Annotated in this window: 6 protein-coding genes; 2 read left to right on the top strand and 4 right to left on the bottom strand. The window is 67.6% G+C overall.

The features are described 5' to 3' along the window. Positions 1 to 97: 97 nt before the first annotated feature. The 4 genes from AC5RV2_RS13220 to AC5RV2_RS13205 all read right to left on the bottom strand — a co-directional run bounded on the left by AC5RV2_RS13220 (position 98) and on the right by AC5RV2_RS13205 (position 3027). Positions 98 to 730: a trimeric intracellular cation channel family protein gene (locus AC5RV2_RS13220; protein ID WP_494092709.1), complete on the bottom strand. Its 633-nt coding sequence runs from the start codon at positions 728 to 730 to the stop codon at positions 98 to 100. Positions 731 to 895: 165 nt separating this feature from the next. Further along, entirely contained in the window at positions 896 to 1864 is a 969-nt protein-coding gene (locus AC5RV2_RS13215; RefSeq protein WP_494092708.1) for an AEC family transporter, read from the bottom strand. Positions 1865 to 2037: 173 nt separating this feature from the next. Then, positions 2038 to 2301, bottom strand: coding sequence for a PLD nuclease N-terminal domain-containing protein (locus AC5RV2_RS13210; protein WP_494092707.1), 264 nt, complete (start codon positions 2299 to 2301; stop codon positions 2038 to 2040). Between the two features lie 147 nt (positions 2302 to 2448). Next, positions 2449 to 3027, bottom strand: coding sequence for a DUF1697 domain-containing protein (locus AC5RV2_RS13205; RefSeq protein ID WP_494092706.1), 579 nt, complete (start codon positions 3025 to 3027; stop codon positions 2449 to 2451). A 556-nt stretch (positions 3028 to 3583) separates the two neighbouring features. Here AC5RV2_RS13205 and AC5RV2_RS13200 point away from each other — a divergent pair. Continuing rightward, complete coding sequence (locus AC5RV2_RS13200) at positions 3584 to 5506, top strand: Hsp70 family protein (RefSeq protein WP_494092705.1); 1923 nt, start codon at positions 3584 to 3586, stop codon at positions 5504 to 5506. Continuing rightward, a partial coding sequence (locus tag AC5RV2_RS13195; RefSeq protein ID WP_494092704.1) for a nucleoside/nucleotide kinase family protein occupies positions 5503 to 6549 on the top strand: 1047 nt, incomplete at its 3' end. The genes AC5RV2_RS13200 and AC5RV2_RS13195, both read left to right, overlap by 4 nt.

Below are 6549 nucleotides of genomic sequence, written 5' to 3'. Positions count from 1 at the left end.
CGCCGTCCGGCCGCGGCGTAAGGCCAGAGCCGCAGCTTCCGTCCCGCCGCCGCAGCCGTCCTGCCGCGGCTTCCGTCCAGCCGCGGGTGCTCCCTGATTAGCCGTCGTCCTGCGGCAGGCGCGATACCGGGGCCGCGTGCGGAATGTGCCAGCCGAAGTGCAGGGAGACCACGCGGAGCCCGAACACCACGGCGGCCACGCCCACCGCGGCCAGTGTTCCGTAGACCCCGGCAAACCACAGCACCACCACCAAGGCCGAACCCAACATGGCCGGCACAGCATACAGGTCGTCCGGGCTGAACAGTTGGGGCACCCGGTTGGCCACGACGTCGCGCAGTATTCCGCCGCCCACGGCAGTGGTCAGGCCCAGCAGCGCCGAGGCGACGGGGTTCATGCCCAGGCTCAGGGCCTTGACCGTCCCGGTGATGCAGAACAGTGCCAGCCCGCCGGCGTCGAAGATCAGCAGCGGACGCTGGAACCGTTCCACGCTGCGAAACAGGAAGAAGACCACCAGGGCGGCCAGGACCGGCGGGACGAAATACAGCGGATTATTGAAGGCGCTGGGGACGGTGCCCAGGATCAAATCGCGGATGACTCCGCCGCCCAGGCCTGCCAGCGAACCCAGGAACAGCGAGCCGATAATGTCGAACTTCCGCCGGGCCGCCAGGATGCAGCCGGACATGGCGAAAAAGAACGTGCCGAAGAGGTCCAGTATCAACGCGAACGTCATGTCTGCCATCCAATCACCGCCAGGCCTTGCTCCCGGCGCGGCCCCGCCGCACAGGCAACACAGGGACCCACGTCAACAGCGTCGATTCTGCCACAGGTCCCGCCGGCGAACTCCGGGATCAGCCCCTGCCGGTGCGGCTGCTAGGTCCCGGCTGCGGCCCGGGTCCTAGCCCAGCAGCAGGGCGACCAGCAGGACGGCGGGCAGGGAGAGCAGGGAGCTCAGGCAGATGATGTCCCGCACCAGCGTGGACTGCATGCGGAACTGGCTGGTGAACAGGAAGACGTTCTGCGCCGTCGGCAAGGCCGCCATGACCACCACGCCCAGCAGCGGGATGCCGCCGACATTGAACACGAAGTGGGCCACCGCCCAGGCGATGGCCGGCATCAGGGCCAGCTTGACCACGGAACCCAGCGCGACGTCGGCCCGCAGGGCGCGTTGAGTCAGCGGCTTTTGCCCGCGCAGGCTCATGCCGAACAGCATCAGCAGCAACGGAATGGACGCGTTGCCGAGCATTTCCACCGGCGTCCAGAGCACTTCCGGCAGGCGCAGCCCGGTCACGGAGATGAGCGCGCCGACGGCGGTGGCGACGGTGACCGGATTAAGGATGGACTTCACCACGGTGCGCCACAGCGGGACGGCCGCGGCAGCACCGCCGTCGTCCGGTGAGGGTTTTCCCGCCGCCGCCTTCCGCTGGCACCAGGCGAAGACGGTCAGGTACACGGGCGCGATGACCAGCAGTTGGGCCAGCAGCACCGAAACGACCGGGTCGGCGCTGCCCACGGCGTAGAGGGCGATCGGCACCCCGATGTTCCCCGCATTGACATAGGTGGAGGCCATGGCGCCGCCGGCCGTCTGCGCTGCCGGGCGGCGCAGGACGAAGCGGCTGAACAGCGCATAGACCACTCCCGCGAGGGCGGCGGTAATCAGCGCGATCGGCGTGAAGACGCCGACGACCGACGCGAGATCCGCCTCGGACAGCAGCACCAGCATCAGCGCCGGGTTGGTGATGTAGTAAATCACCGGGGTCAGTCCGCGCTGCATCTCCGGCGCCCTCTGCGGGACGATGGCTGCGGCGGCAAAGCCGACGGCAACGATCACCAGCACCACTCCGAAGCCGAGCAGCACACCTTCCACGGGACCTCCATCGAGGACAGAAAGATCCAGCATCGAGTCGTGTCCGGGTTGTGCTGGTTGTCATTCCAGAACAGTAGAGACATCCGGCGATGAACGTCTAACCGGGTACAGCAGGGATAAAAACCTGCGGATATGAAGCAGCGGAGCCGCTGGCCGTTTTCGGGTGCGGGCCTTTAGGGGACAGAGGTCTCCGTCGCCTGCTTCACCGGCCCGGTGTCCGGCTGGGGCGCCTGAGCGGCTGCCCGACGGGATGCCGTCCGGAACCACGCCAGAGGACCAAGGATGGGCAACGCCAGTACCAGCAGGGACCACCCTGCTTTCGCCGGCCGCTGCCGCTTGCTCCGCCAGACGCTGACCAGCGCTCCGACTGCCAGGAAGAGGGCAAATGGCCCGGCACAGACGGCAGCCGCTATCCATGTGACCGAGTCGAACAGCATAGGATCCCCCTTCCTTGGCCGTGCCCGGCCGCCGGCCGCCGCGAAGGCCGCAACAATGTCGAGTCTAGAATCGCACCGGCGCCGCGGCTATCCCCCGGGAGGATGAGTTCAAACGGTTCCAGTCCTCCCTCGGTAGCAGGGGCCGCCTCAGCCCTCTCTGCGGAACCTGGCCAGCACCTTGTGCAACGTGTTGAGGTTCCTGGTGGTCGTCACCGGCTTGTACATGGTTTTGGCCATTTGCTTGGACAGTTTGGACTCCAGGGTGTTGCCTTTGGGCACCTCCCAGTACAGGACGTCGCCCCCCGGCGACGCGCGTTCTTCGGGCGAAAGGTCCGGGCAGTCCTCGAGCAGTTGTTCCACAACATCCTCACCCGTGGTGAGCACCGCGTAGGCGTGCCGGGGAACCCCGTCGTCGGCCGGGGTGAACGGGTAGCCCTCGACGATGGCCGCCAGCTCGCTGGGGGTCTTGACGATGACCCAGGCGTCGTAGCCGAAAGCCGTCCGCAAGCTCGCTTCGACTCTTTTCTTGACCACACCGGGGTCGTCGGTCTCCGCGCAGAGCACGACGTTGCCGGAGGCGAGGACGGTCTCCACCTGCCTGAAGCCGGCTTCGGTGAGGACCCGCTGCAAGTCCTTCATGGCAATCCGGATGCCTCCCACGTTAATGCCGCGCAAAAACACACCATAAGTCCGTAAGGAACCGGATTCGCCGCATTTATTTTTCATGGTGCTCCGGGGCCGGATGGACGGAAAATCATTGTATGCACCCGCCGTGATCGCTTGATGATCCTGACCCTTCAGCGACTAGGCGACGCAAGGTACGCGACTTCGCATATGTATCACTGGAGGGTTGCGAGACCAAGGAAGTAGGCGGACCGAGGACTAAACCATTAACCAAATTTTCGTGTTGCTCACGCCGCCGAAACGGGGGAGCCATTCCCTTGTCTAAGCCCCTCACCCCTCCTAGGCTGAATGTACCGGAACGGCTTTCTGAAGGACGCCGGATCCAAGTATGGGGAACTGCGGTTGGCGGCGGCTGAGGGCGTCATTCGCGGCGGCTTCATGGGGACACGGGCGGATGGATACCGCCCGCCTAGGGGGAAGCAGAGCATGACTCTGGAGACAGTATAAAGAAGCGGTGGGGGACGTTCCTTGCTGGACGTACCTGAGGGGATTCATGGCTTATGTACTGAGTGTCGATGTCGGCACAAGTTTCACGGCAGCAGCGACAGCGCGATACGGGAGCGGAGACCGAAAGCCTCAGCAGCCGCAGGCTGTCCACTTGGGTTCACGTGCGGCGGCCGTGCCGTCGGTGATCTATGTAGGTGAAGACGGCGCAGTCCTGGTCGGCGAGGCGGCCGAACGGCGGGGCACGACGTCCCCTGACCGGGTGGTTCGAGAATTCAAGCGGCGGATCGGCGACTCGGTGCCGATGATGGTCGGAGACCTGTTCGTCGCACCTGAGGACATTTTCGCCGCCGTCGTCCGGTGGGTGGTAGACCGCGCCCAGGAACGTGAAGGCGAAGCTCCGGAAGCCGTAGTGGTGTCGCATCCGGCCAGCTGGGGTGACTACAAGACCGGACTGATCCGCGGCGCCCTGGCCGGCGTCGGGCTCACCGACGTCATGTTGTTGAGCGAGCCGGAAGCAGCCGCGCTCCATTACGCCTCCCAGAACCGCGTGGGCACGGGGAGCCTGGTCGCCGTCTATGACTTCGGCGGCGGTACCTTCGACGCGGCAGTCCTGCACAAGGGTGACGCAGCCTCATTCACGCTGCTGGGCAAACCGGAAGGCCTGGAGCGGGTGGGCGGAGCTGACGTCGACGACATCGTCTTCGCGCACGTCGTCGCCAGCCTGGACGGCGGACTGAGCGCGGTGGACCCCGCCTCGACGCAAGCACGCGTGGCGCTGGACCGTATCCGGCGGGAATGCGTGGAAGCCAAAGAAGCACTTTCGGCCGATTCGGAGGCAACGATCCCGGTGTTGCTGCCGGAGCTGCAGACAGGCGTCCGCCTGGTGCGGTCCGAGTTTGAGGGCATGATCGAGGAGCTGGTGCGGGACACGCTCCACTCCCTGCGCCGGGCCCTCGACGCAGCGCAAGTGGACGCCGAGGACCTCACCGCGGTCCTCTTAACCGGCGGCTCGTCCCGCATCCCCTTGGTGGCCCAATTGCTGTCCGCCGAACTGAACCGTCCCCTCGCCGTGGATGCGGACCCGAAGGCCGCCATCAGCCTGGGGGCCGCGTACTTCGCGGCCCGAAACAGGCTCGCGCTGCCATCCGAACACGCTGCGGAGCCGGAGCCCCAGCCGGTGCCGGAAGCCGTCGCCGCCGAAGGCCGCGCCTTTCCGCAACCACACTTCCACGCCCACGCCGCGTCCGCGGTGGAAGGCGCCGGCACCGCACGGAAACCCGTGCTGGCAATGCGCGCCGCTGCCGTCACAGTGGCGGTCGCGGCCCTCACGGCGTTGACGGCAACCGCCGCCCAAAGCCCTCACGAATTCGGCCTGTTCGGCTCCCAGCCGGGCGTTGCCCAAGGCAGCACAGCGGAACGGAACGGCTACGTACCCGGGGGAGCTCCGGAGGGAAGCGCAGGGGCCGGACCGGCCAATTCCGTGATGGCGGCTGAACCGGCGCAGCCTGGCATGAGCCCCGTGGTTTTCTGGGAAAACCCAGCTGCAACGTCCTCCGGCGCAGCGACTCCGAGCCCGGGAGGCTCACCGGGCTATGGCGGCACCGCGGGCTTCGCGCAGGACCAGGCGACCTACGCGCAGGACCAGGCGACGACGACGCCGAACGGCCCACCGTCGACGCGCCCAGGCGGCGTGTCTACGCCGGCCGGCGATTCCGGGCAGCGGCCGGGATCGAACCCGGACAACGGCACCAACACTCCTGCTCCGCAACCCACGGGAACCCCCGGGCCGCCCGCGACACCACAGCCAGGCACGACTCCCCAACCTCCCGCCCCCGAGCCGGAACCGAGTGTTCCAACTGTGCCGCCAACGGCACCGGAACCGGATCCGGTGCCGCCTCCGGCCCCCGACCCCGCGCCGGAACCTGCCCCGGAGCCCGCGCCCGAGCCCTCATCAACACCGTCAGAGACGGTGGTCGTCGATCCTCCGCCGACCGCGCCGGCCTGGGTGGACCCGACGCAGCCGCCGGCACCGTCGGGTGACCCCACCGATGCGCCCGCTCCGGGGCCGGCATGACAGGTGCGACACCGGCGCAGCCGGCGGCACGCCGTTTGGTGAACCGGGATGCCGCGCAACTGCTGACGGAAGCCGCGACGGAACCCACGTCGCGCTTACTGGCTACCGTGTCCGGCCCGGGAGGATCGGGCAAGAGCCTGCTGCTGGAAAACCTGGCGGCGGCCTATGAGGAAGCAGGAGTCCCCGTCAGCTCGGGCAGGCAAGCACTGGGGCAAGACCCTGTGGACGAAGGCACCACGGTACTGATTGACGACGCCCACCAGTTGGACGACGCCGAACTTGAGCGCGTCCAGCGGTTGGCCGACGAGCAGAACGTGAATCTTGTGGTCGCGTACCGGTCGTGGCCGAAGTTGCCGGCGCTGCAGCGGCTGACGGCGGTGTTGGAGGCGCACCGGCGGCCGGTCTTGTTGGGGCCCTGGACGCGTCAGGACGTCGCCCGGCATGCGGCGGCTGCCCGTTCGGACCGGCTTCCTGCTGCCGTCATTGACCAGGTCTTCCGGCTGACAAGCGGCCTGCCCTGGCTGGTTCAGCATGTGTTGGAAGCGATCGACGACGCCCGCCCCATACCAACAGATCCGGTGAAGTTCGGCGGGTTGGTCAACCATGTGGGCCACGAGCTCGAACGGCTGGAACCCAACCTTCGGGAACTGCTGCTGGCCCTGGCCGTCGGTTTCGATCCAGCCGGGCCGCTGCCTTCCGGGCTGCGGGAGCTGCCTGGCGGCATCGGGCCGCTGATGTCGCAGGCGACGGCCGCAGGGTTGGTGCTGCCCGAGGGAAACCTTGCTCCCCTCATGCGCAACGTCCTGCTTCACGTCACCCCGCAGCACCATGTCCGGGCCACCCAGCGGGCCCTGGCCGACTGTTTAGCCAACAACACCGCACCGGCGCCCGTGGACGTGGCCCGCGGACTGGTTCGGGGCGGACTCCAGGATCCACGGGTGGCCCGCGTCCTCGAAGACGCCGGCGACGGCACCCTGGCTTCCGAGCCCCGGGTGGCCGCGACACTGTACGACGAAGCGGCGGCAGCCGGCGCCGACGAGGCG

This window comes from Arthrobacter sp. Y3225116 (genome assembly GCF_059091245.1).
Note: the sequence above shows the minus strand (reverse complement) of the source record. Positions and strands in the feature narration are given on the sequence as shown.